The organism is Halorubrum distributum JCM 10118, from assembly GCF_000337335.1.
GTDB lineage: Archaea > Halobacteriota > Halobacteria > Halobacteriales > Haloferacaceae > Halorubrum > Halorubrum distributum.
On the sequence record NZ_AOJN01000051.1, the window covers coordinates 17,928 to 38,309 of the forward strand.

The 20,382-nt window shown below is 70.8% G+C and carries 21 protein-coding genes and 1 pseudogene; 15 read left to right on the top strand and 7 right to left on the bottom strand.

Going from position 1 to position 20,382, the window contains the following annotated elements; translation table 11 throughout:
* From hisC to C466_RS11325, 3 genes are read left to right on the top strand one after another with little or no spacing between them, the layout of a single operon-like run.
* Positions 1-1,095 carry a histidinol-phosphate transaminase gene (gene hisC / locus C466_RS11315; protein ID WP_004595852.1) on the top strand — a complete coding sequence of 365 codons (1,095 nt, stop codon included), beginning with the start codon at positions 1-3 and terminating at the stop codon, positions 1,093-1,095.
* Complete coding sequence (locus C466_RS11320; protein WP_004595851.1) at positions 1,092-1,667, top strand: adenylate kinase family protein; 576 nt, start codon at positions 1,092-1,094, stop codon at positions 1,665-1,667. Before hisC ends, C466_RS11320 begins: the two co-directional genes overlap by 4 nt.
* A gap of 26 nt (positions 1,668-1,693) precedes the next feature.
* Positions 1,694-2,296: a CDP-alcohol phosphatidyltransferase family protein gene (locus tag C466_RS11325; RefSeq protein ID WP_004595850.1), complete on the top strand. Its 603-nt coding sequence runs from the start codon at positions 1,694-1,696 to the stop codon at positions 2,294-2,296.
* Between the two features lie 16 nt (positions 2,297-2,312).
* Here the strand turns inward: C466_RS11325 and C466_RS11330 are convergent, their stop codons facing one another.
* Positions 2,313-2,975, bottom strand: coding sequence for a hypothetical protein (locus C466_RS11330; RefSeq protein ID WP_004595849.1), 663 nt, complete (start codon positions 2,973-2,975; stop codon positions 2,313-2,315).
* 75 nt (positions 2,976-3,050) lie between these two features.
* A complete protein-coding gene (locus C466_RS11335) occupies positions 3,051-3,437 on the bottom strand; it encodes a hypothetical protein (RefSeq protein ID WP_004595848.1) in 387 nt (128 codons plus the stop codon).
* A gap of 69 nt (positions 3,438-3,506) precedes the next feature.
* Between C466_RS11335 and C466_RS11340 the strand changes: the two genes are divergently transcribed.
* Positions 3,507-3,743, top strand: coding sequence for a hypothetical protein (locus C466_RS11340; RefSeq protein WP_004595847.1), 237 nt, complete (start codon positions 3,507-3,509; stop codon positions 3,741-3,743).
* Positions 3,744-3,784: 41 nt separating this feature from the next.
* On the opposite strand, the gene C466_RS11345 is transcribed toward C466_RS11340, so the two are convergent.
* Together C466_RS11345 and C466_RS11350 are read right to left on the bottom strand one after the other, a co-directional pair.
* Complete coding sequence (locus C466_RS11345; RefSeq protein WP_004595846.1) at positions 3,785-4,978, bottom strand: MFS transporter; 1,194 nt, start codon at positions 4,976-4,978, stop codon at positions 3,785-3,787.
* A 102-nt stretch (positions 4,979-5,080) separates the two neighbouring features.
* Positions 5,081-6,268: a M24 family metallopeptidase gene (locus tag C466_RS11350; protein ID WP_004595845.1), complete on the bottom strand. Its 1,188-nt coding sequence runs from the start codon at positions 6,266-6,268 to the stop codon at positions 5,081-5,083.
* Positions 6,269-6,392: 124 nt separating this feature from the next.
* Here C466_RS11350 and C466_RS11355 point away from each other — a divergent pair, with 124 nt between their 5' ends.
* A complete protein-coding gene (locus tag C466_RS11355; protein WP_004595844.1) occupies positions 6,393-7,049 on the top strand; it encodes a hypothetical protein in 657 nt (218 codons plus the stop codon).
* A gap of 270 nt (positions 7,050-7,319) precedes the next feature.
* Positions 7,320-8,466 (top strand): annotated as a pseudogene (locus C466_RS11360) (transcription initiation factor IIB).
* A gap of 50 nt (positions 8,467-8,516) precedes the next feature.
* On the opposite strand, the gene C466_RS11365 reads toward C466_RS11360, so the two are convergent.
* Positions 8,517-9,005 (bottom strand): cupin domain-containing protein, encoded by a 489-nt coding sequence (locus C466_RS11365; RefSeq protein ID WP_004595841.1) that lies wholly within the window; start codon positions 9,003-9,005, stop codon positions 8,517-8,519.
* A gap of 125 nt (positions 9,006-9,130) precedes the next feature.
* On the opposite strand from C466_RS11365, the gene C466_RS11370 reads away from it, so the two are divergent.
* Positions 9,131-9,604 carry an NUDIX hydrolase gene (locus tag C466_RS11370; RefSeq protein ID WP_004595840.1) on the top strand — a complete coding sequence of 158 codons (474 nt, stop codon included), beginning with the start codon at positions 9,131-9,133 and terminating at the stop codon, positions 9,602-9,604.
* A 157-nt stretch (positions 9,605-9,761) separates the two neighbouring features.
* Positions 9,762-12,029: a DUF7527 domain-containing protein gene (locus tag C466_RS11375; protein ID WP_004595839.1), complete on the top strand. Its 2,268-nt coding sequence runs from the start codon at positions 9,762-9,764 to the stop codon at positions 12,027-12,029.
* Between the two features lie 81 nt (positions 12,030-12,110).
* Here the strand turns inward: C466_RS11375 and C466_RS11380 are convergent, their stop codons facing one another.
* On the bottom strand, positions 12,111-12,416 hold the full coding sequence (locus C466_RS11380; RefSeq protein WP_004595838.1) for a hypothetical protein: 306 nt from the start codon (positions 12,414-12,416) through the stop codon (positions 12,111-12,113).
* Between the two features lie 293 nt (positions 12,417-12,709).
* Between C466_RS11380 and C466_RS11385 the strand changes: the two genes are divergently transcribed.
* Both C466_RS11385 and C466_RS11390 read left to right on the top strand, forming a co-directional pair.
* Positions 12,710-14,059, top strand: coding sequence for an adenylosuccinate synthase (locus tag C466_RS11385; protein ID WP_004595837.1), 1,350 nt, complete (start codon positions 12,710-12,712; stop codon positions 14,057-14,059).
* Positions 14,060-14,151: 92 nt separating this feature from the next.
* On the top strand, positions 14,152-14,967 hold the full coding sequence (locus tag C466_RS11390; protein WP_004595836.1) for a hypothetical protein: 816 nt from the start codon (positions 14,152-14,154) through the stop codon (positions 14,965-14,967).
* Between the two features lie 28 nt (positions 14,968-14,995).
* On the opposite strand, the gene C466_RS11395 is transcribed toward C466_RS11390, so the two are convergent.
* Positions 14,996-15,859: an aldo/keto reductase gene (locus C466_RS11395; protein WP_004595835.1), complete on the bottom strand. Its 864-nt coding sequence runs from the start codon at positions 15,857-15,859 to the stop codon at positions 14,996-14,998.
* Positions 15,860-16,001: 142 nt separating this feature from the next.
* On the opposite strand from C466_RS11395, the gene C466_RS11400 reads away from it, so the two are divergent.
* From C466_RS11400 to C466_RS11420, 5 genes are all read left to right on the top strand, one after another.
* Positions 16,002-16,490 (top strand): Lrp/AsnC family transcriptional regulator, encoded by a 489-nt coding sequence (locus C466_RS11400; RefSeq protein WP_004595834.1) that lies wholly within the window; start codon positions 16,002-16,004, stop codon positions 16,488-16,490.
* Positions 16,487-17,626 (top strand): pyridoxal phosphate-dependent aminotransferase, encoded by a 1,140-nt coding sequence (locus tag C466_RS11405; protein WP_004599802.1) that lies wholly within the window; start codon positions 16,487-16,489, stop codon positions 17,624-17,626. The genes C466_RS11400 and C466_RS11405 overlap by 4 nt, the downstream gene beginning before the upstream one ends.
* Before the next feature lie 19 nt (positions 17,627-17,645).
* The gene (locus C466_RS11410; RefSeq protein WP_004595832.1) at positions 17,646-17,987 is read left to right on the top strand and encodes a hypothetical protein; all 342 of its coding nucleotides are present in this window, start codon (positions 17,646-17,648) and stop codon (positions 17,985-17,987) included.
* Positions 17,988-18,056: 69 nt separating this feature from the next.
* Positions 18,057-19,211, top strand: a complete 1,155-nt coding sequence (locus C466_RS11415; protein WP_004595831.1) for an acyl-CoA dehydrogenase family protein — start codon at positions 18,057-18,059, stop codon at positions 19,209-19,211.
* A 70-nt stretch (positions 19,212-19,281) separates the two neighbouring features.
* Entirely contained in the window at positions 19,282-20,082 is an 801-nt protein-coding gene (locus C466_RS11420) for a sensor histidine kinase (protein ID WP_004595830.1), read from the top strand.
* Positions 20,083-20,382 lie beyond the last annotated feature (300 nt).

Genomic DNA, 20,382 nt, shown 5'->3' on the forward strand with positions numbered 1-20,382 from the left:
ATGCAACCACGGGATCTCTCCGATCACTCGCCGTACGTGCCCGGGCGGGGCGTCGAGGAGGTCGCCCGCGAGCGCGGGCTCGACCCCGACGACCTCATCAAGCTCTCCTCGAACGAGAACCCGCACGGCCCGAGCCCGGCGGCCGTCGAGGCGATCCGCGAGCACGCCGACCGCGTCCACCAGTACCCGAAGTCCTCGCACACGGACCTCACCGCGAAGATCGCGGCGAAGTGGGGCGTCGACGACGAGCAGGTGTGGGTGTCGCCGGGCGCCGACGGCTCGATCGACTACCTCTCGCGGGCCGCGCTGGAGCCGGGCGACGAGGTGCTGGTGCCGAGCCCCGGCTTCGCCTACTACGCGATGTCGTCGCGGTACCACCACGGCGAGGTGACGGAGTACGAGCTCTCCCCGGCCGACGGCTTCGCGCAGGACGCGGAGACCGTCCTGCGCGCCTACGGCGGCGAGCGGATCGTCTACGTCACCTCCCCGCACAACCCCTCCGGCTCGACCATGCCCCTCGACGAGATCGAGGCGATCGCGGACGCGACCGCCGAGGAGACGCTCGTCGTCGTCGACGAGGCGTACGGCGAGTTCGCCGCCGTCGACAGCGCGATCCCGCTCGTCGACGAGCGCGACGACGTGGCGGTCCTCCGCACCTTCTCGAAGGCGTACGGACTCGCGGGGCTCCGGATCGGGTACAGCGTCGTCCCCGAGGCGTGGGGCGGGGCGTACGCCCGCGTCAACACGCCGTTCGCGGCCAACGAGCTGGCCTGTCGCGCCGCGCTCGCCGCGCTGGACGACGACGAGCACGTCCAGCGGTCGGTCGAGTCCGCCCGCTGGGCCCGCGAGTACATCGCGAGCGAGCTCGACGCGCCCACCGTCGACTCCGCGGGCAACTTCGTCCTCGCCGCGGTCGGAGACGGCGAGCGCGTCGCCGAGGCGGCTCAGGAGCGCGGAGTGATCGTCCGCGACTGCACTTCGTTCGGGCTCCCGGAGCACGTCCGGGTCTCGACGGGCACCCGCGAGGAGACCCGCGAGGCGGTCGCCTTGCTCAACGAGACGCTGGCGGACCTCGAACTCGGTGTCAGCGCGTGAGCGACGGCGACGCCGAGGCCGCGGCGGACGCCGACGCCGCCGAAAGTGCCGACCGCGGCCGCGCCGACCGCGTCGCGGTCACGGGCACCCCCGGAACCGGAAAGTCGACCGCGACGGCGCTGCTCGAAGGCGAGTACGACGTGATCCACCTCAACGACCGGATCAAGTCCGACGACGGCCTCTGGACCGAGCGCGACGACGACCGCGACACGCTCGTCGCCGACCTCGACGCGGTCCGCGAGGACCTCGGCGACTGGAGCGGCGTCCTCGACTCCCACCTCGCGCACCGGTTCGACGTCGACCGCGTGGTCGTGTTGCGGTGTCACCCGGAGACGATCGAGTCCCGGCTCGAAACGCGAGGCGAGTCGCCCGAGACGGCCGCCGAAAACGCGGAAAGCGAGGCGCTCGACGTGATCCTCTCGGAGGCGGTCGCCGAGCACGGCGTCGAAGACGTCTACGAGGTCGACGCGACCGACCGCGACCCCGAGGCGGTCGCCGACGCGATCCGCGCGGCGATCGAGGGCGAGCGCGAGCCGAGCGCCGGCACCGTGGACTTCATCGATTATATATGAGCCGGCCGCGACCCTCGGGACGGTAGATGACCCTCGACCAGTACCGCTCCGTCGCGGACCGCCTCCTCGGGCCGTGGGTGTCGGCGGCCGACAGGCTCGGCCTCTCGCCCGACCAGGTGAGCGTGATCGCGTTCCTCGTCGCCGTCGCGGCCGCCGTCGCCTTCGCCGCGGGGTCGAGCCCGCTCTACGCCGCCGGTGCCCTCCTCGTCCTCCTCAACGGCTGGCTCGACGTGGTCGACGGGGCGCTCGCGCGGCATCAGGGGGTCGCCTCCGACGGCGGCGACTTCCTCGACCACGTCCTCGACCGCTACGCCGACGTGGCGATCATCGCGGGGTTCACCGCGGGGATCGAGGCGTACGCGCTCGGCTTCGCCGCCGTCACCGGCGTCCTCCTCACCTCCTACCTCGGCACGCAGATCCAGGCGGTCGGCATCGGCCGCGAGTACGGCGGGCTCCTCGGCCGGGCCGACCGGCTCGCGCTCGCCGGGATCGTCGGTGTCGCCGCCGCGGTCTACTCCGCGCCGATCGCCGCCGGGCTGAACGTCGTCGGCCTGCTGCTCGCGCTGTTCGCCGTCGTCGGCCACCTCACGGCGGTCCAGCGGTTCCTCGGCGCCTGGCGCGACCTGTGATCGGCGGGGTCGTCCCTCAGAACGGCGCGTCTGTCGAGCGAGTCTGTGCGCCCGCGTCTCCCGTCCCGGTCATCGGGCTCGATCCCATCCCGGCGTCCTCCTCCGCTTCGGTCTCTACGTCGCCCGTGTCGAGGTACGCCGCCTCCAACTCCGCGAGCCGGTCGTTCACCGCCTCGCTCTGGTTGTGCATCGGGGCCGCGCGGACCCGGACGAGATCGTACTCGTGGCGGTCGGAGAGGCCGTTCCACGCGCGGAAGGCCCCGATAGTCAGCGTGTGCGTCTGCGGGCAGAACGGCGTGGTCGGCGTGAACTCCGCGCGGAGGACGCGGTCGCAGTCGCCGTCGTCGAAGCCGTCCCCGTCGAAGTCAGCGGGATCGACGGCGTCGGCGGCAGCCGCGGCGTCGCCGCGCTCGACGGCGTAGCGGAACCCGGCGTTCCCGTGTCGCGTGTCGAGGTTGAGCCGCGCGAGGTTGTAGTTGAACGTCATGTCGTACACCTTCCGCTCCTCGAAGCAGTCGCGGGTGAGCCGGTGGAAGGCGAGGTGGTCCGCCCCAGTGAGCACGTCGTGGCCGTCGAGGAACCCGCCCGGCCGCGGGAGGTCGTCCGCGACGAACTCGTCGTAGCCGTCGAACAGGCCGTTGTCGTCGTCGGAGCCGAAGGGAGACGGGAAACTGGGCATGTGCGTACCGTGGCGGCCCGCCGGGGTACTCCTGACCCCGCAGATGTTCGGGACGCCGTCGCCGGCGAGCGGCGCTCAACCGTTCCCGCCATCCCGCGAGCGCAGCTCCGCCGCCCGGGCGTGAACGCTGTCGACGGCCTCGCGAGCGGCCGACTCGTCGACCTCGAACGCCCGCGCGGCGTAGGGCAACGAGAACCGGACCGCGAGGTAGGTCATTCGCACCTCCTCGTCGGCGCGGGCGATCGTCGGCGGGACGCCCCGCCTGCCGGTCTCCTTCTCGTCGAATCCGCCGGTGACCGCGTACAGGTCGGCGTACAGCCGGGCCGCCGCCGGGATCTCGAACGACGCGATCCGCCCGTCGGGGCCGTCGACGTGGTACGCGTCGGGTCGCACGCGTTCCTCGCGAACGACTCGCAGGCCGTCGTCGTACGCTTCGATCACCGTTTCGTCGACGTCGTTCATGGACAGGGAGCTCCGGACACGTGCCGCAACGAGGGAACGATTTAAAAGCGTCCGGTCGGAACGAGGGGTATGCCCACATTCGAGCTGAACCTCTCGGACGACGTGTACGCGGAGTTTCAGCAGCTGGCGGACGAGGAGTTCGTCTCCGAGGAGCAGGCCGCGGAGGACCTCATCGCGTCCGGCATCGAGGCGTACAACGTGAGCGTCGTCGACGACGAGCCCCGCGACGAGATGCTCGACGGCGCCGAGAACAACATGTTCGACACCGCGGAGGACCCGGGCAGCATCGAAGACGACCGGCTCTGAACACTCGGGCTCTGCTGCGCTCCTTTTAACCCACCCCCGACTCAGTACCCCAGCCCGAGCAGCCGGTTCGCCGACAGCGTCGCCAGCCCGAGCGCCATCACGCAGGCGAGCAGTCCGAAGGCGACGGGCCACCCCGCGGCGTCGGAGACGGCGCCGACGACGACGCTGCCGGAGGCGCCCGTCACCATGTACGCGGTCCGGACGAGCCCGAAGCCGGCGCCGCGCTCGGCGTCGGACAGCAGGTCCATGAACCGCGACTGGACCGGCGCGCCCCACGACATCGCGAGGCCGACGAGGCCAACGGCCCCGACCGTGACCGGCAGCCCGAGGTCAAACGCCGCGGCCGCGACCAGCGTCCCGTAGCCGACGACGCCGGCGCCCATCGTCACCATCGCGGTGGCGTCGCGGCCGATCCGGTCGGACACCGAGCCGGTCACCGGCTGGGTGCCGCCGTGGACGAGGAAGTACACGGAGAATAAAAGCGCCGATAGCGCGCTCGACAGGCCGGTCCCGACCTCCAGGAACGTCGGGAGGAAGGAGGCGGTCGCCTGCCACGTGAACGCGCCCATCGTCGCCAGCGCGGTCGTGTAGAGGATTTCCCGCCGCGAGAGCAGTTCGGCGAGCGGGCCGAGCGCGAACCGCTCGCCCATCGGCTGGTCGGGGCGCAGGGGCTCTGTCGGCCGGACCCGCCACGCGAACAGGACGAACACGGGGACCGCGACGGCGGCGCCGAGGAGGACGCCGGCGCGCCAGCCGTGCCGCGACCCGACGAGCGCGGCGGCGGGCGGCGCGGCGAGCCCCGCGAGCGGGCCGCCGGCGACGTGAACGCCGATGGCGCGGCCGGTGTCGTCGAACTGCCGCGTGAGGAACGTCGTCGCGACCGAGTAGTGGAGCCCGGCGCCCACGCCGAGCACGGCCGCGAACAGTCCGAACGCGAGGATCGAGGGCGAGGCGGCGAGCAGCACCGACGCGACGGCGGTTGCGCCGACCGCGGCGAGGATGACGCGGCGCTCGCCGTAGCGGTCGCCGAGGACGCCGGAGGGGAACTGCGCCAGCGCGTAGGTGAGCCACATTCCGCTGAGCGCGAGCCCGACGGTGCCGTTGGTCACGTCGAACTGCGTCGTGATCTCCGGAACGAGCGGGCTGACGACGAGCCGCGCCACCATCGTGCCGGTGAACGCGAGCGTACAGAGCGCGAGCACCGTGTGTTCGTACCGCCAGTTCACGGTCGGCATTCCCGGTACGGGTCAAAGCGGCTTCCGATCGCGGTCAGACGGGCCGGGGACTCGCTCGCTCCCACGGGGGGTCAGGGCCCGTCGGTCGACCGGAGCGGGGACTCACTCCGCCGCGAACCGGATCGGATAGTCGGTGAGGTTCTCGTAGCCGCCCTCGGTGACGACGACGAGGTCCTCGATCCGGACGCCGCCGACCGCGGGGTCGTAGAGGCCGGGCTCGACGGTGATCACGTGGCCCGGTTCCAGTTCTTCTCCCCCGCTCGCGAGCCGGGGCGACTCGTGGACGTCGAGGCCGATGCCGTGCCCGGTCGAGTGGATGAACCCCGTCTCCGTTTCCGGGTCGGTGCGGAAGGTGGGTTCGCCCGCCTCCTCGTACACCTCGCAGGCGGCGGCGTGGACCTCCTCGCCCGTGGCGCCCGGCTCGACCGCGTCGAGCGCCGCCTCCAGCGCGCGCTCAGTGAGGTCGTACCACTCGCGGAGAGTCTCGCTCGGCTCGCCGACGCAGAACGTCCGCGTCATGTCGGCGTTGTACTTCGTCGCCTTCGAGCGCGGGAAGATGTCGACGATGATCGCCTCGTTCGCCCGGAGCGGGCCCGAGCCGCGGTCGTGCGGGTCCGCGGCCTGCGCGCCGCCGGCGACGATCGTCTCGTCGAGCGCGCAGCCGTGGCGCAGCAGCGTCACCTCGATCTCCTCGGTCACGCGCTCGCTGGTAAGCGGCTCGCCCTCGTGAAGCAGGACGCCGCGCTCGACGTCGCCGTCTGCCGGGACGTCCTCCCCGGCCACGTCGGCGCCGGCGATCAGCTCCTCGGCGGCCCGCATCGCCGCCTCGTTCGCCTTCTGGGCGTCCCGGATCGCGTCGATCTCCTCGTCGGTCTTCACCGCGCGGACCGCCTGGAGCCGGTCGTCGGCGTCGACGGCGACGTCGATCCCGCGCTCGCGGAGGGCGTCGGCGGTGCCGACCGGGCCGCGCGGCGGCATCGAGACGGACTCGACGCCCTTGTCGCGGAGGAACGCGGCGTACATGTCGGTGCGCTCCTCGCGGCCGCCGTACTCGTAGTCGTAGTCGGCGTGGCGCTCCACCGTGTCGGCCGTCGCCTCGGTCTGCGCGCGGCCGTACTCCAGCCCGCTGACGAGGAGGTGGACCTCGCCGTCGGCGTACAGCGTGAGGAACGGGTCGGGCCCGGTGAACCCGGAGAGGTACAGCTGGTTTGCGTCCTCCTGCGAGGCGTCGAGCAGGTAGCCGTCCGCATCGAGGTCGGCCAAGTGGTCGTCGAGTCGGGTTCGGTTCACACCTCTCCCTGCTCGGGCGACGCTCAAAGCGGTTGTCCTCGCGGAACCGGCCGAACGAGGAGGGCCCTTCGAGGCCGGCGCGAGACAAGGCATATACGGCTCACGTCGGAATGCGGGCGTTGCAATGTCGCCTGAGGATAATACCACCCTCCGTTCGCTCCTCAATCTCCCGCCTCGCTGGCTGCCGGTCGCCGTCGCCTGCGGGGCCGGCGCGGCGCTGCTCGGACTGGCGCTCACTCGGGTCGGACTCGCGGTCGCCGGCGTGTCGCCGGGGGACTCGGACGTCGCCCACTGGATGGTCGGCGGACCGATCTCCGCGCTCGAGGGGTCCATCTGGTTCCTCTTCGACGCGCACTGGGTCCGGACCCGGACGGGTCCGGGGCTGTCGAACCTCGTCACTTTCGGGCACCCGCTGATACAGTCGGACGCCGCGCTGTGGCCGCTCCGTCTCGTTCCCCTCACGTTCGGTCTCGGCGCCGCGACCGCCGTCCGGTACCTCGGTATCGACGACCTGCTCGCCGGCGCCGTGACCGGGGTGGGCGCGACGCTGGGCTACCTCCCGGCGATGCTTGCGCTGCGGGCGGTCTCCCGCGTGCCGCTCACGCGCCACGCGGCCGACGGGAGGGTACCGATCTCCGACGCCGACGGGATCCCGGTGTCGGCGGCGGCCGGCGTCACCGCCGGTCCCGACCTCGCCGTTACCCTCGCGGTGGTGACCGGCCTGAACGTCGTCCTCGGCTACCTCGCCGGCGCGTTCGCGGCGGCCACGGTCGGCGATTGACGGAGAGATCGGTCGCCCCGAGCGCCGCCCGGCCCCCGCGAAACGCATATATACTAACTCCCGTTCCGCCGCCGTCGTCTTCGCTCTCGACCGGGGTTCGTTCCCACCGTCGCAAAATCCGAATTCTACAGGGTTGTACACGCCGTTTTCGACCGTGCTCCTGCGACGCCACACACGCGAACATTTAAGTGCGTCGGTCACTTACCCGAAGGTGAGGAAAACACCGAGAACCGTCTCTCGGTTTCGTTGTTCCCTCCACGCACCAAACCAATGAGCGAGAACCTTCGAACGTACACGACCGAGGACGTCGACGACGAGAGCGAGACCGAGTCGGAGAACGAAGCAGAGGAGCTGCGGTGCCCGGAGTGCGGCGGCCAGCTCGCGACCGACACGGAACACGGCGAGACCGTCTGCGTCGACTGCGGGCTCGTCGTCGAAGAGGACGAGATCGACCGCGGGCCGGAGTGGCGCGCGTTCGACTCCAAGGAGAAGGACAGCAAGTCGCGCGTCGGGGCCCCGACGACGAACATGATGCACGACAAGGGGCTCTCGACGAACATCGGCTGGCAGGACAAAGACGCCTACNGTCGGGGCCCCGACGACGAACATGATGCACGACAAGGGGCTCTCGACGAACATCGGCTGGCAGGACAAAGACGCCTACGGCAAGTCGCTGTCCAGCCGCCAGCGCGAGAAGATGCAGCGGCTGCGCACGTGGAACGAGCGGTTCCGCACCCGCGACTCCAAGGAGCGCAACCTCAAGCAGGCGCTCGGCGAGATCGACCGCATGGCCAGCGCCCTCGGCCTCCCGGACAACGTCCGCGAGACCGCCTCCGTCATCTACCGCCGCGCGCTNGCGCTCGGCGAGATCGACCGCATGGCCAGCGCCCTCGGCCTCCCGGACAACGTCCGCGAGACCGCCTCCGTCATCTACCGCCGCGCGCTCGACGAGGACCTGCTCCCCGGCCGCTCCATCGAGGGCGTCTCGACGGCCTCCCTGTACGCCGCGGCCCGGCAGGCGGGGACGCCGCGCAGCCTCGACGAGATCGCCGGCGTCTCGCGGGTCGAGAAGGACGAGATCGCGCGGACGTACCGCTACGTCGTCCGCGAGCTGAAGCTGGAGATCCAGCCCGCCGACCCCGAGAGCTACGTCCCGCGGTTCGCCTCCGACCTCGGCCTCTCCGACGAGGCCGAGCGCCGCGCCCGCAGCCTGCTCGACACGGCGAAGGAACAGGGGATCCACTCCGGCAAGTCGCCGGTGGGGCTCGCCGCGGCCGCCGTCTACGCCGCCTCGCTGCTCGTCAACGAGAAGGTGACTCAGAGCGAGGTCAGCGAGGTCGCGAACATCAGCGAGGTCACCATCCGGAACCGGTACCACGAGCTCCTCGAGGCCGAGGACTCGGTCGCGCTGAACTGACGCGTCGCTCCGCGTCCGAGGGTCGCGGCGTCCGGAGGCCGCTTCCGTTTTCAATCGCCGTCTTCGCCGTCCCAGTAGTGTACGTCGTCGCCGGTCCGGTAGTACCCCGACAGCGACCGTTCCTCGCGGCCCCCCGGCGGCGAGCCGACGTAGACGCCGAACTTCTCCGAGTCCGGGTACAGGGTCACGTCGGGCTCGCGCATCGTCGAGACGACGAGGTAGCGCAGGGTCTCGTCGCCGTCGTTGACGACCCGGTGCGCACCCGAGGCGTCGGCGGGGAACGCGGCGTACTCCCCCGGTCGAAGCGGGTGCGTCTCGTCGTCCAGCCGCAGCGTCCCCTCGCCGGCGAGGACGTACAGCGCCTCCTCGTTGGCCGCGTGGTAGTGGTACGGCCACGAGCGCTCCCCCGCCGGCAGCTCGTAGAGGCTACAGCCGAGGGCGTCGCCGCCCGCCGCCTCGGCCAGTTGCTTCCGCCGCCAGGCGGCGTCGTCCGCGTCGGGCGTCGTCCACGACAGGTCGTCCGCGTTGACTGGTGGCATGGACTACCCTTATGCGGGAACGGCAAAGTCGTTCGCGTCGCCGAGGGAGCGGCCGCCGCCCGGCCCTTCGGCCCGGCGCGGTCGGGAGCCGAAACCGCGAAGGCGGCGCGTCGCCACCCGACCGTATGGAGACGACTCGCCACTTCACGGCGACGACCTACATCGTCCACGACGGGGCGACCGCGCTTCACGACCACGAGCGGCTCGGAATCAAGCTCCCCCCAGGCGGCCACGTCGACCGCGACGAGCTCCCGCACGAGGCCGCGCGCCGCGAGGTCCGCGAGGAGACGGGGTTGACCCCGGAGCTCGTCGCGACGGAGTCACCGATTACCGGGCCGAACACCCGCGGGCTCCCGGAGCCCGCCCACCTGATGCTCCACGACATCAACGTCCACGAGGACGGGTCGGTGGGCCACCAGCACGTCGACCACCTCTACTACGCTCGCGTCGACTCGCGGCAGATCGCCCCCGACGGCGACGACGAGGTCGACCCGGCGCGCTGGCGCTGGTACACGCCCGCCGAGCTGGCGGCGAGCGACCTCCCGGACGACGTCGTCGACCTCGGCCGAGAGGCGATCGCCGCGGTCGACGAGCGCTGACCGGAACGGGCGGCCAGGTGCGCCGATCCCGGTCGGGGGAGACCGGCTCCGGGCGCGCCACCGCAGTCGACCGGTTCGAACCGCGATCCGCGGCGTCAGACGGCCGTCTCACGCTCCGGAAGGTATTTGGGTCGGTGTTGGCGACGTAAACGCAAGGATGGACGCACAGCGACGGGAGGCGATCGCCGAGTGGGACGACCGCTCGTTCTCCGACGGGTTCGCGGGGCTCGGCCGGATCGTCGACGACGGGTTCTCCGGCGCGGCGACCGACGGGACCGGGTGGATCTTCCTCGTCGACGGGCGCGTCGTCGGCGTGGTCGACGCCACGCTCGACGCCTTCGCCGACGCCTCCGGGACCGTCTACCGGGCCCCGGACGAAGCGCTCCCAGTGCTCTTCGCGATGCAGGAGCTGGACGGCGAGCCGCGAGCGAAGTACTACACCAAGGACACGCCCCTGCGAGAGGCGGACCAGAAGCTCTCACAGGGCGGGTTCACCGGCTACATCGAGCTGTCGGAGAACGTCCTCTCCGGCGACTACTACGTCGCCTACACGGGCGGCGAGTCGATGGCGGCCGCGTACGTCGGCAACGCGAGGCGGCTGGAGACGGGCGACGACGCGTTCGACCTCGCCGCCGACGAGGTCGGCATCTACACGGTGTACGAGGTCGACCTCGACGTCCGCCCGCTCCCGGACGGCGACGACGCGGGCGTGTCGAGCGCCGCGGTCGGCCCCACCGACACCGCCGGTTCCGACGGCGCGGCCGACGCGGACGAGGAACCGACCGACGAGCCGGCGGACGGCGGGGGCGACGTCGAGCCGGAGGCGGACGGGGACGACGGCGGTCCGACGAGCGCCGTCGACCTCGACGCGAGCGCCGGCCCTGACGACGGGGCGGCCGCCGCGGGCCGAAGCGACGAGTCGGCGGGCGTCAACGCGAAATCGGCCGCGGACGACCGCGACGAGGTCGATCCGAGCGAAGGGGTGGGTGCGAGCGGCGACGCCGCCGGGGCCGACGGGCCGACGCCCGACGAGGTCCGGATCGGCGACGCCGAGTCGGCCGAGCGAGACACCGACGGTTCGGCCGTGACGGGCCGCGCGCGCCGGTCGTCGACCGAGTCCGACGGAGCGTCCGCTCCGGGGGCCGAAACCGGGGAACCGGGCGACGCGAACGCCGCCGACGCGCCGGACTCCGAGGACGTCTTCTCGGAAGAGGCCGAGTGGCGGGAACAGAAGTCGATCCCGGCGCTCGACCCCTCCGAGGCGGGCAGGGAGCCCCGGAGCACCGAGGAGCGCCGCGAAGCCGCTTCGCAGCGCTCCCGCTCGGGCGACGACCGCGGCCGGGCGGAGCGGAGCGGGTCGAACGCGAACGGCGGGTCGCCGTCGCCGCGCTCCACCGAGACGGCGTCGGCGCCGTCTGCGGTGTCGAAGCGCGACGGGCGCGACGCGCGGGGCGACGCCGACCCCGATCGCGTCCGGAAGCTCGAGGCGGCCTTAGAGGAGACGGAGACGGAGCGGCAGTCGCTCGCGGACGAACGCGACCGCCTGGCGGCCGAGCGCGACGAGGTCGAGTCGGAGCGCGACGAGCTGGCCGACGAGGTCGAACGGCTCGAGTCCGAGGCCGAGGACCTCCGGGAGGAGCGCGACCGGCTCCGCCGCGAGCTCTCGAACGCGAAGGAGCGCCTCCCGGACGCGGAGCGGACGCTCACGCCCGCAGAGGCGCGCAACGGGACGAACCTGTTCATCAGGTACGACTCGAAGGAGGGCGCGACGCTGGCGGACGCCCACGAGGGGAGCGCCGACCGCGAGGCGCTCCGCGAGAACCTCCGGGTCGAGCACCACACGAGCTTCGAGACGGACGGCCTCGCGGTGGACGGCAGGCCGTTCGCGGAGTTCCTCGAGGACACCATCGAGTACGGCTTCACCCGCTGGCTCGTCGAGGACCTCCCGTTCGAGGTCCGCGGCACCGGCAACGAGGGGACGCTCCGCGACCTCTACGACGCCCTCCCGGAGATCGATCGCGCCGAGATCGGCGGGACGGTGTCGATCGAACTCCGCGAGGGCGGCGAGGAGGTGCGCGAGCAGCGGTCGTTCGACCTCGTGTTGCGCGACCGGATGGGCCACCCGCTGTTCGTCGCCGACCTGAACGACAGCCGGGATCCGACGCCCGAGGGAACCCTGGAGTCGCTCGTCGAGAACGGGCGCGACATCGCGGCGTCGAACGAGACGTTCGCCGGGGCGTTCGCGGTGACGGAGAGCTTCTTCGAGCCGGGCGCCTTAGAGACCGCGAGCGACGCGGTCGGCGGCGGCCTGTTCAGCCGGTCGAAGCGAGCGAGCTTCGTGAAGCTCTCGCGCAAGCAGGGGTACCACCTGTGTCTCGTCGAGGCGCGCGACGGCGGGTTCCACATGACGGTCCCGGACCTGTAACCGTCACGGGGCGCTGTCGGAGCGGCTACCGGGAGCGCAGAAACGCGGCAGATGCGCCGGCGGGCGAAATCGAAAGCGCGGTCAGTTCTCGAGTTCTGCGGCGTCGTCGATCCGCATGGAGCCGAGCTTCTCGACGGTCTCGTCGAGCTTCTCGTCGAGTTCGTCGACGAACTCGTGGGTGCGCTCCGTGGTGATCGCGCCCTGGCTGGACGGCTCGATGAGGTTCTCCTCCTCGAGGACGCGCAGCGAGTACCGGACCTTGTGGTGCGGGTAACCGGTCTCGTTCGACATCTTCACGATGCCGATCGGCTCGTTCTCGATGACCATCCGCAGGACTTGGAGGTGGCGTTCCAGCATGTCTACCTCCTTCTCTAATCGATCTATCATGGCACATGTTAACTCGTCATGCCCCCGTTTAAAAGTTGCTGTCGGCGGCCGGGGAGGCCTCGTCAGATCCCACGCTTTGACGTGGCAGTAGTTAACGTGTTCGATCGCAGCACGGCAGACGGAGAGCGTACGCACGGGAGAGCGCGCGAGGGAGGCGTCCCGGAGCGATCTCGAGAGAATACACGAACGAGCGTATTCACAGTATCGGGCGTATTTTCTGATCCACGTCTGTGCCGGTCTCGCGGTCGGAGACCGTAATCGGTTTTACCCCCCGCGGGGAATCGGCAGGTCGTATGACACTCACCATCGTCGGCTCCCAGCTCGGCGACGAGGGCAAGGGCGCGCTCGTCGACCGGTGGGGAGGGGACGCGGACGTCGTAGTCCGTTATCAGGGCGGCGACAACGCCGGCCACACCGTCGTCGAAGGCGGCGCGGAGTACAAGCTCTCTCTCGTTCCCAGCGGCGCGGTCCGGGGGACCGTCGGCATCCTCGGCAACGGCTGCGTCGTCAACCCGCGCACGCTGTTCACCGAGATAGACGACCTGCGCGAGCGAGGGCTCGACCCCGACGTACGCGTCGCCCGCCGCGCGCACGTCATCATGCCGTACCACCGCGTGCTGGACGGGATCGAAGAGGAGATCAAGGCCGACGACGACGCCGGCGACGAGGTCGGCACGACCGGCCGCGGCATCGGCCCGACGTACGAGGACAAGGCCGGCCGCCGCGGGATCCGGGTTGCGGACCTGCTCGACCCCGACGCGCTCCGCGAGAAGCTCGAGTACGCCGTGCCGCAGAAGCGCGCACTCGTCGAGGACGTGTACGGGCTCGACCTCGACGACGACCGCGCCGAGGCGTTCGACGTCGACGCGCTCCACGAGGAGTTCGCCGCGATCGGCGAGCGCCTCGCCGACGAGGGGATGACCGTCAACTGCTCCGACTACCTCCACCGCCGCCACGAGGCGGGTGACGCGATCGTGTTCGAGGGGGCGCAGGGGACCCACATCGACGTCGACCACGGCAACTACCCGTTCGTCACCTCCTCGAACCCGACGGCGGGCGCCGCGGCGGTCGGCTCCGGCGTCGGCGTCACGACCGTCGGCGACGGCGATGTCGTGGGCATCGTGAAGGCGTACCTCTCGCGCGTCGGCGAGGGGCCGCTCCCGACCGAGCTCGACGGCGACGCCGACGAGGAGGCGCTCGCCGACGAGATCCGCGAGAGGGGCGGCGAGTTCGGCACCGTCACCGGTCGCCCGCGCCGGATCGGCTGGCTCGATCTCCCGATGCTCCGGCACTCCGCGCGCGTCTCCGGCTTCACGGGCGTCGCGGTCAACCACGTCGACGTGCTGGCCGGGCTCGACGAGCTGAAGGTGTGTACGGGGTACGAGCTGGATGGAGAGACGCTCGACACCGTCCCCACCACCACCGACCGGTGGGAGCGCTGCGAGCCGATCTACGAGACGCTCGACACCTGGGAGGAGTTCGATTCCTCGGCGGTCGCAGAGGCGGGCTACGACGCGCTGCCCGAGGCCGCACGCGAGTACCTGGAGTTCCTCGCCGACGAGATCGACACACCGGTCTACGCCGTCGGCGTCGGTCCCGACCGCGAGGAGACGGTCGAGCTGACGAACCCGTTCGACGAGTAGGGTCGCGCCGAGGGTTCCGGAGCCGACCGCGGCGTGCGGGCGAGTAGCGCGGACGGCGGACGCTTTTCACGGTCGAACGCGATCCCCCGGGCATGGCCGAGCCCTCCGCCGGTCCGTCAGCCGACGCGCCGCCGGCCCCGGAACCGATCGTCGAACGCACGTTCGCGCACCTCTCCCGGCTGCTCCCACTCGCGCTCGTCCCGCTCGCGACCGCCCTGTTGAAGGTCAGCGACCTGTTCGCGGCGTCGCGGACGAACGGGATCTCGATCCGGGCGTCGTTCCCCGTCTACCGGTACGACCTCTGGAGCTTCGTCGAGTCGCCGACCGGGGGCGGGCTGTCGGTGTCGCTCCCGTTCGGGACGCTGGAGCCGGTGCTGCTCTTCGTGCCGCTGCTCGGCGCGTACGTGGTCGTGTCGGGCGCACTGAGCGCGGGTTACTTCGGCGCCATCGCCGAGGGCATCACCACCGGTCGGTTCGACTTCGCCGCGGGCGTGCGGCGGTTCGGCGTCCGGATGATACTTCTGGAGGCGATCGTCATCGTCGCGCTGGCGGCGGTGTTCCTCCCGCTTCTCGTCGTTCCGCCGCTGTTCGTGGTCGCGATCCTCGCGGCGCTGGTGCTCTCGTACCTGTTCTTTCCGACTGCCTACGTCCTCGTGTTGGAGGACCGCGACATCCGGTCCGCGGCGCTCCGGGCGCGCGACCTCGTGGGAGAGCACAAGCCGATCGGCTTCTTCCTCTCCGTCGCGGTCGTCACGGCGCTCTGTTCGGTCCCGCTGAGCCTCCTGACACATGCGGGGCCTGCCGGCGCCCTGCTCGCGGCGGTCGTCGCCGCGCCGCTCGGCCTCGCGTTCAACGTCGCGACGGCGCTGAAGGTCGCCGAGATGGCCGACGTGGAGACGGTGGAATGAGTAACCGACGGGGTGAACCGGCCGCTCCTTACTGCGGGTCGACGCGGTTCAGGGCGGCGCGGTCCTCGTCGGTGAGCGTCAGGTCCGCCGCCGCGAGGTTGGATTCGAGGTGGTCGACGCTCGACGTGCCCGGGATCGGGAGCGTCACGTCGGAGTGGTCGAGGAGCCACGCGAGCGAGACCTGCTGCGGCGTCGCGTCCCGCCGCTCGGCGACCTCGTCGAGCACCTCGCCGGCGTCCTCGTCGTCGACCGCGTACATCGGTCCCCACGGGATGAAGCCGACCCCGTGGTCCTCGCAAGCGGCCAGCACGTCCTCGTCGTCGCGGTGGCCGACGTTGTAGCGGTTCTGGACCGTCGCGATGTCGACGATTTCCATGGCGGTCTCGAGCTGCTCGACGGTGACGTTCGAGAGGCCGACGTGGGCGACCTGCCCGGCGTCTTTCATCTCCGCGAACGCGTGGACGGACTCCTCGAAGTCGGTGTCCGGGTCCGGGCGGTGGTACTGGTAGAGGTCGATCGTGTCGGTCCCCAGTCGGTCGAGGCTACACAGCACCTGGTTCTTCAGGAAGTCGGGGTCGCCGTGGGGGAGCCACTCGCCCTCGCGGTTGCGGAGCAGGCCGGCCTTCGAGGCGACGACCACGTCGTCGGGGTCGCCGAGCGCCTCGCCGATCAGCCGCTCCGAGACGCCCGGCCCGTAGGAGTCGGCGGTGTCGACGAAGTCGACGCCGAGTTCCACGGCTCGCCGGAGTACGTCCTTTGCGTCCGCCTCGTCCTCGGGGCGGCCGATGATCTCCTCACCGGTGATCCGCATCGCGCCGAATCCAAGGCGGTTGACAGTCAGCTCACCGCCGATGTCGAACGTGTCGCTCGCCGTTAGTGAGTCGGATGGCATGTCCGTCCGATTGCGGTGCCGCGCGGAAAGCCGTGCGGGTGGCGGAAGCGACGGCCGCTGTTCGCCGCGTCGGGGGACGTCGACGACTCGCCCGTGTTGCGCCCGTCGCTACTCATAAACCGCCCCCGCGCGATCGTGGGGTATGGACGCCGAGCGCGAGGTACTCGACGTGTTGGCGCGGAACGCCCGCGAGGACATCGACGACATCGCGGCCCAGACGGGCCTCGACGCGGCGGCGGTCGCGGACGCGATCGACGCGCTGGAGGCGAAAAGCGTCGTCCACGGCTACCAGGCCGTCGTCGACTGGGACCGCGTCGACGAGGGGAAGATCCGGGCGGTCGTCGAGATCAACGTCGAGCTCGACCGCGAGACCGGGTACGAGCAGGTCGCCGACCGGATCGCGAAGTTCCCCGCGGTCGACGCCTTACACCTCGTCTCCGGCGACTACGACTTCGCCGTCGAGGTGCTCGGCGAGAACATGCAGGACGTCTCCGAGTTCATCTCCGAGCAGGTCGCGCCGATGCCGGAGGTTACGCAGACCGTGACTCACTACATCATGGAGACGTACAAGGACGGCGGGATCCGGTTCGAGGACGGCGACGACGACGACCGCCTCTCCGTGTCGCCATGAGGCTGTCGGACCGCGCGCGCACCCTCCCCGAGTCCGGGATCCGGAAGTTCTTCGAGCTCGCGGAGGCGCGCGACGACGTCATCTCCCTCGGGGTCGGGGAGCCGGACTTCTCGGCGCCGTGGGCCGCCCGCACCGCCGCGATCGACTCGCTGGAACGCGGGAAGACCTCCTACACGTCGAACCGCGGGATGGCCGCGCTCCGCGAGCGGATCGCCGACCACCACGAGCGCTACGACCAGTCGTACGACTCGGAGTCGGAGGTGCTCGTCACGACCGGCGCGAGCGAAGCGGTCGACCTCGCGTTCCGCGCCTTGGTCGACCCCGGCGACACCGTCGCGGTCCACGAGCCGACGTATATCTCCTACGGCCCGGGGATCGAACTGGCGGGCGGCGAGCGGCTGACGGTCCCCACGCGCGCCGCGGACGACTTCGCGCTCACGCGGGAGTCGCTCGAGGCCGCCGGCGCCGCCGAGGCCGATCTGCTCGTCCTCTGTTACCCGAACAACCCGACCGGCGCGACGATGACTGACAAGGAGCTCGCCGAGGTCGCGGCGTTCTGCCGCGACGAGGACCTCCGCGTGGTCGCGGACGAGATCTACGCGGCCCTCACCTACGGCGCCGACCACAGCTCGATCGCCACCCAGCCGGGAATGCGCGAGCGCACGGTCGTCGTCAACGGCTTCTCGAAGGCGTACGCGATGACGGGGCTCCGACTGGGCTACGCGCTGGGCCCCGCGGAGGCGATCGACGCGATGAACCGGATCCACCAGTACACGATGCTGTCGGCGCCGACGACCCCGCAGTACGCGGCGATCGAGGCCCTGGACCGCTGCGACGACGAGGTGACGGAGATGGTCGAGGAGTACAACCGCCGCCGGCGGCTGGTCGTCTCCCGGTTCAACGAGATGGGCCTCGACACGTTCGAGCCGGGCGGCGCGTTCTACGCGTTCCCCGAGTGCGGCGGCGACGACGAGGCGTTCGCCGAGGAGCTACTGGAGGCGGAGGGGGTCGCGGTCGTCCCCGGCTCCGTCTTCGGCGAGGGCGGCGAGGGACATCTCCGCGTCTCGTACGCGACCTCGATGCGCGAGCTGAAGGAGGCGACCGACCGGATCGCGTCGTTCGTAGCGGATCGATGACCGAGTTCGTCGGGAGACGATGATCGACAGAATCTGGCACGGGTGGACGACGCCGGCGAACGCGGACGAGTACGAGCGGCTGCTCAGAGCGGAGATCCTCCCCTCGTTCGCTGACGCGGACAACGACGGCTACCGAGGCGCGAGACTGCTTCGCCGCGAGGCCGGCGGCGACGACGAGGAGGTCGAGTTCGTCACGATCCTCCGGTTCGACTCAACTGAGTCGGTGAAAGCGTTCGCGGGCGAGGAGTACCGGGAGGCGCACGTTCCGCCCGCGGCCCGCGAGGTGCTCGAACGACACGACGACCGCGCGCGACACTACGAGGTTCGCGAGGAGCGCGAGTACCCGGCGGACGGCTCGTAAACGAACAACTCCTCGCGAATTGTTCGGCGTTCGCCAACGATTATCACGTTCGATCCGGATCGACGAGGTATGGAGTTCCAGCTCACGGACGAACAGAAGCAGCTGCGCGAGGAGGTACGGAAGTTCGCCGACGAGGAGATCCGACCGGTCGCGACCGAGTACGACGTCGACGAGGCGTACCCCCACGAGGTGATGGACAAGGCGGCCGACATGGGGCTGCTCGCGCCGCACGTCCCGGTCGAGTACGGCGGAATCGGCTACTCCTCGCTGGAGAACGCGATCCTCACGGAGGAGCTGTTCGCGGCCGACCCGGGGATCGGCCTCTGTATCTCCAGCGCCGGGTTCGGCGCGGAGGCGCTGATGGAGTTCGGCACGGAGGAACAGAAGGAGCGCGTCCTCCCCGAGGTGACCGCGGGCGACGCGGTGATGGGCTCGGCCATCTCGGAGCCGCAGGCGGGCTCGGACGTGACCTCGGTCGCGACGCGCGCCGAGAAGGACGGCGACGAGTGGGTGATCAACGGCTCGAAGATGTGGATCACGAACGGCACCGTCGCCGACTACTTCGTCGTCGTCTGCGAGACGGACCCGGAGATCGACGACCGCTACTCCGGCTACTCGCAGATCCTCGTCGAGGCCGACCGCGACGGGCTCACCCGCGACAAGATCACCGGGAAACTCGGGATCCGCGCGAGCGACACCGCGGAGCTGCGCTTCGACGACGTGCGGGTGCCCGAGGAGAACCTCATCGGGCAGCGCGGGATGGGCTTTCTCCAGCTCATGCAGTTCTTCGACGAGACCCGAACCGCGGTCGCCGCGCAGGGCGTCGGCATCGCCCGCGGCGCCGCCGAGCGCGCGCTGGAGTACGCCGAGGAGCGCGAGCAGTTCGACCGCCCGATCAGCGACTTCCAGGCGATCAAACACAAGCTCGCGGAGATGCACACGAACACCGAGGCCGCCCGCTGGCTCACCTACCGGTCCGCGTGGGCCGTCGACAACGAGTCGGGCGACCTGACCGCGCTGGCGTCGATGGCCAAGGAGTTCGCCTCGCGGACCGCGGTCGAGGTCGCCGACGAGGCGGTCCAGGTCCACGGCGGCGCCGGCTTCGTCAACGACCACGACGTCGAGCGGCTCTACCGCGACGCGAAGATCACCCAGATCTACGAGGGGACCACGGAGATCCAGAAGAACATCGTGGCCCGCGAGCTGCTCGACGAGGGGATGTGAGACGCGGGAGCCGGTCCTCGGCCGTCCGCAACCGGCACGTAGAAATCACCAGGGAGCGTAGACTTCCGGCATGAGCGACCACGCGGGCGCCGAGCCGGGCGACGGGGCGGACGCCGAGCCGGGCGACGGGGCGGACGCCGAGCCGGGCGACAGTCCCATCTTCGACGCGGCCGATGAGGTGGACCCGGAAGAGCGCCTCAAGCGCCAGCGGGACGACCTCCGGCTGTTGAACCAGGTGATGCGCCACGACATCCGGAACGACCTCCAGCTCGTCGGCGCGTACGCCGAGCTGCTCGACGACCACGTCGACGAGGAGGGGAAGGAGTACCTGGACGTGATCAAGCGCAACACCCAGAGCGCCGTCTCGCTCACCACCACGGTCCGCGACCTCGCCGAGGTGATGCTCCGCGAGGACGCCGAGCCGAGCCGCGTCGCGCTCGATCGGGTCCTCTCCCAGCAGGTCGAAGAGATCCGGTCGGGGTACTCGGAGGCCGTCTTCACGGTCGAGGGGTCGTACCCCGAGGCGGAGGTCGTCGGCGACGAGATGCTGAGTTCCGTGTTCCGGAACCTCCTGCGGAACGCGGTCCAGCACAACGACGAGACCCCGCCGAAGGTGACCGTATCCGCGACCGTCGAGGAGGCCGAGGGCGTCGCCGAGGTGCGGATCGCCGACAACGGACCGGGGATCCCCGAAGACCAGCGCGACGAGGTGTTCGGCAAAGGCGAGAAGGGGCTCGACAGCCCGGGCGCCGGGATCGGGCTCTACCTGGTCCGGTCGCTCGTCGAGATCTACGGTGGCGACGTGTGGGTCGAGGACAACGAGCCGAAGGGCGCGGTCTTCGTCGTCAGGCTCCCGCTCTGTGAGGGGTAACACTTACAGACGCGACGGCGGTCGCTTATAACGAACAACACGGTGGCGCGTGCCTGCGAGGCCGCCCCGCGGCCGAGCCGCGAGGGACCGAAGGTCCCTCTGGAAGCCGGCGCGTAGCGCCGGCGACAGCACCGCGCGAGGGAGTCAGTCGCCGGAGCGAAGCGACGGCGACTGACGAGGCTGGGGAGGTGTGAGGTGCGGTTGCGGTGCGGGGCGGGTGGGAATCAAAGGGGCAGCCGCGAGGCGGGCGCAGCCGACGTAAGGACCACAACAAGGGAGCGAACGAAGTGAGCGACCGAG